At 64.6% G+C, this 3,567-nt stretch carries 6 protein-coding genes; 4 read left to right on the forward strand and 2 right to left on the reverse strand.

Features of this window, described 5'->3' with window-relative positions; all coding sequences use genetic code 11:
• Nucleotides 1-340: 340 nt before the first annotated feature.
• Together EN780_RS29805 and EN780_RS29810 are read left to right on the forward strand one after the other, a co-directional pair.
• On the forward strand, nt 341-610 hold the full coding sequence (locus EN780_RS29805) for a hypothetical protein (RefSeq protein WP_127286844.1): 270 nt from the start codon (nt 341-343) through the stop codon (nt 608-610).
• 76 nt (nt 611-686) lie between these two features.
• Nucleotides 687-992, forward strand: coding sequence for a hypothetical protein (locus EN780_RS29810; RefSeq protein ID WP_127286845.1), 306 nt, complete (start codon nt 687-689; stop codon nt 990-992).
• Nucleotides 993-1,094: 102 nt separating this feature from the next.
• Here the strand turns inward: EN780_RS29810 and EN780_RS29815 are convergent, their stop codons facing one another.
• Complete coding sequence (locus EN780_RS29815; RefSeq protein ID WP_187331521.1) at nt 1,095-1,517, reverse strand: DoxX family protein; 423 nt, start codon at nt 1,515-1,517, stop codon at nt 1,095-1,097.
• An 89-nt stretch (nt 1,518-1,606) separates the two neighbouring features.
• On the reverse strand, nt 1,607-2,362 hold the full coding sequence (locus tag EN780_RS29820) for a tryptophan 2,3-dioxygenase family protein (protein WP_127286846.1): 756 nt from the start codon (nt 2,360-2,362) through the stop codon (nt 1,607-1,609).
• Nucleotides 2,363-2,512: 150 nt separating this feature from the next.
• On the opposite strand from EN780_RS29820, the gene EN780_RS29825 reads away from it, so the two are divergent.
• Nucleotides 2,513-2,983 carry an Lrp/AsnC family transcriptional regulator gene (locus EN780_RS29825; protein WP_127392006.1) on the forward strand — a complete coding sequence of 157 codons (471 nt, stop codon included), beginning with the start codon at nt 2,513-2,515 and terminating at the stop codon, nt 2,981-2,983.
• Between the two features lie 195 nt (nt 2,984-3,178).
• On the forward strand, nt 3,179-3,567 hold a 389-nt coding region (locus EN780_RS39040; protein ID WP_210215060.1), incomplete at its 3' end, for a hypothetical protein.

Below are 3,567 nucleotides of genomic sequence, written 5' to 3' on the forward strand. Positions count from 1 at the left end.
CGGCAAAGCTGCCAGTGTGCCGCCCCGTCGGGGAGATGTCCGGCAGGACAGAGGGGGGCGCTGTCCCGCCAGCTTTGACCCGGAGGGCTAAGATCGAGGAAGGCTGAAACACAAAACCCGCCTCGCGGCGGGTCGTTGGCGCAAATCAGCACCATGGACAAAAGAGTAGCATAGCTGCCTGCAGCGGGCAATAGGTTATGGGTAAATTTTCCTAGGAATAATTGCTCCCCCCTCACCGCCCCTGCTGGCACTGCGGTATTCACAACATGGTTTTGACCCCGTCTGGCCATTAGCCGGCGCTTATGGGATCATTTTGCCCCGGAGACTCGGGGGAAGCAGCATGGACAGACCCGCCATGGCATCCGTCTTCAGGATGCGGCATCAGCCGGCAATCATTTCTGGCGTTCGCAGTCTTGGCACGGGCCAGGCCGATCCGGTCTTCCACTCGAGGCCGCTCGGCGAGGCGATCCGCTTCATCGTCCGGTCCGACGGCCAGTACGACCTCAGCGCCGTCGCCATCTCCTACGGCGACCGCGCCACCCCGCCGCTCGGCGGCCGCGAGGTCAGGGCGCTCTGGCAGGAATATGGCGAGCGCCTGCTGGAGGCGTAGGGTGAGCCACCCACCCACATCGGATCGGAAACGCCCCTTCGCGCGTTAAAGCGCAAACCAATGGGGAGGAACCGCCATGAACGTCGCCAATCTGCAGCTCGAGGGCCTGTTGATGGCCGTCGCGTCGATCAACCAGGTGCTGGTGCGCAAGGGAGTGCTGACCGTCGATGAGATCGACATCGCCTTGCGCCGGGCCGAGGCCAGCGAGACCGGCGAGGAACGCTCCGAAGGCATGTCGGCATCGAGCCGCGATGCCGTCAACTTCCCGATCCGGCTCCTGGAGCTCGCCAACCGCTGCCAGCCGGAGGCGGACATGCCGTCCTTCTCGAAGCTCGCCCGCATGGTCGGCCAGATGAAGGAACCTTACAACGATCAGATGTGAGGGAGTGGGTGCATCTCGGGGCGGCCAACTGTCGATGCCGGCGCGGCCCCTCATCCGCCCTTCGGGCACCTTCTCCCCGTTAACGGGGAGAAGGAATGAGTTTCACGCCCTGCCCGGCCAGCCCTGGCGCAGCGAAAGCACGCTGCCCGGTCCGTGAACGGCGGCGAAGAGCAGGCCGGCGGCGAACGGGAAATGCGACATGAAGGCGCCGAACTCGGCCTGGTTGCCGGCCCAGTGCGAAGGGCCGTGGAAGGCAAAGCCGAGAAAGGTGACGTAGACCGCGCCGATCAGCGCCGCCGGGGTCAGCAAGGCGCCGGTCAGGAAGGCGATCACCAGCAGCGTCTCCAATATCGCCGCGCACCAGGCCAGGAACAGCGGGAACGGGAAGCCGGCGGCGGCGATGTAGCCGGCAGTGGCGCCGATATCCATGAGTTTGAAGGCCACGCCCATCGCGAACATGGCGGCGAAGATCAGGCGGGCGATGAGGATGACTGCGGTCTGCCAGGTCGATTGAACATTTTCCACGATAGTCCTCCGGATTGAAGCTTGTTGATGCTCCAAGGACAGAGGGGGGCGCGAAGGAACTCGGCGTACGATCGTCTCGCGCCGCCGCCCTACCCCGCCTTCGCGTGCGGACAATGGCTGATCGACTCCCTGACCGTGCCGTACTCGGCGCCCCAGCGGTCGGTCATGTCGCAGCGTATATCCCACAGCTCGGGGAAGAAGCGGTGCCGGGCGCCGCCTTCCAGCATCTCCACCGGGCGGCCCTTCAGCGACCTGGAGCCGAGCCCGATCGAACGGTGGATAAGGTAGAGGTGGTTGGCGCGGAATTTCTGGAACAGTTCGTCGAACTCGATCAACGCCTCGGCGACGACATAGGCGTCGCCATGATCGTAACGCGCGTCATAGACATCCTCCACGGAAAGCCCGCGGCCGTCGAGATAAGCAGCCTTGAAGGCCCGCCAGAGGTCCGGCGGCATGCGCAAGAGCAGCTTGAAGCCGGGCGATTCCTGGCCGCTTCCATTGCCAAGCTGCAGGCGGATCTGCTGGTACTCCTTGGGCGACATGGTTTCGAGCACGTCGAGCTGCGCCGTCATCAGCCGCATCAGCCGGTGCACGCGGCCCATCAGGGTGACGATGCGGTGCGTGTCCGCCTTCTCCAGATAGTCGAGGACGTCGGCCAGCGTGTAGGCGATGAGCTTCATCCACAGCTCCTCGACCTGGTGCACGATCTGGAACTGCAGCTCGTCGGCATTGACCATTTCGGCCAGCGGCTTCTGGCATTGCAGAAGCTTGTCGCACTGCAGATAGACACCGTAGTCGCGCATCTCCGGCGTCTCGATGCGGGCGTGATATTCCGACTTCAGCATGGTTCTTCTCCCTGCCCGGCCCGGGGCATGTGTTGGATCCTTAGATCGAAGATAGACCCTTTGGGCTTGAACATTGTTCCTTTCTGTTATCCAAATAGCAAAAATTGAAGGACGAATGCCTTCAATCTGGCGATATCTGGAGAACGATCCATGCTGGATACCCTCGACCGCAAGATCGTCGCGGCGCTCGAGCGCGACGCACGCCTGTCCTTCGGCGAGCTGGCCGAGTCGGTGGGGCTGAGCAAGACGCCGTGCTGGAAGCGGGTCAAGGCGCTGGAGGAGGCCGGCGTCATCCGCGGCTATTCCACCCGCGTCGATCCGGCGGCAATCGGCTTCGGCATCGAGGCCTTCATCCAGGTGTCGATCGACTTCGAGGTGTCGGATGCCTTCGAGGCGGCGGTGAAGCGGCACCCCCTGATCCGCCGCTGCTACGCCACGACCGGCGAGGCCGACTATCTGTTGCAGATCGTGACCGTCGACATGATGGCGCTCGACCGCATGCTGCGCGAGGAGCTCAGCCGGCTGCCCGGCGTGCGCCGTACCATCACCTCGATGGCGATGCGCGAGATCAAGGGCGATATCTCGTTTGCCGATGCGGCGACGCATGCGCTGAGGAGATGAGCGCACAAACCAGATGACTTGAGAGCAGCATCCCCCTGTCCGCCAGGAAAATGGCCCAAGGCCGGCCTGAGGCCCGATCTCACCCCGGACCAGCCGCGGATGCCGGCCGCACGGGCCCGCGTCGAGCCCTGACTTTTTCTGGGAGGGTTTCGGAACGGGCGTTGAACCGGTCTATGTAGGGACGGGGATTCGCGGGTGGTGGATGTGATCTCGATCAGAATGAGTGCGGAGCCTGCCGGTCGGGCGATGACAGGACTGCCGCGGCTTTTCGCATTCAAGGCGAATGCCATCAACGCGCGCCGTGCACTGGCGGCGGCGCTGCTCGCGTCGACCATGCTGCTGCCGACGGCACCTCGGGCGGCGTCGGTCCTGCCGGGGCCGCGCGACGGATTCCAACGGTCGATGGATCAGGCTGCCCGGTTGCAGGAGGCCAAGCGCGCACTTCTGGCGCAAGCCGCAGGCGGTAATGGCGGCAACGGCGGCAATGGCGGTTCCGCTGGTGGCAACGGTGGGAATGGCGGCTCCGCAGGCGGCAATGGCGGTGACGCAGGCGGCAACGGCGGTGGCGCCGGGGGCAAAGGGGG

It is taken from the genome of Mesorhizobium sp. M4B.F.Ca.ET.089.01.1.1 (genome assembly GCF_004022605.1).
Taxonomy (GTDB): Bacteria; Pseudomonadota; Alphaproteobacteria; order Rhizobiales; family Rhizobiaceae; genus Mesorhizobium; species Mesorhizobium abyssinicae.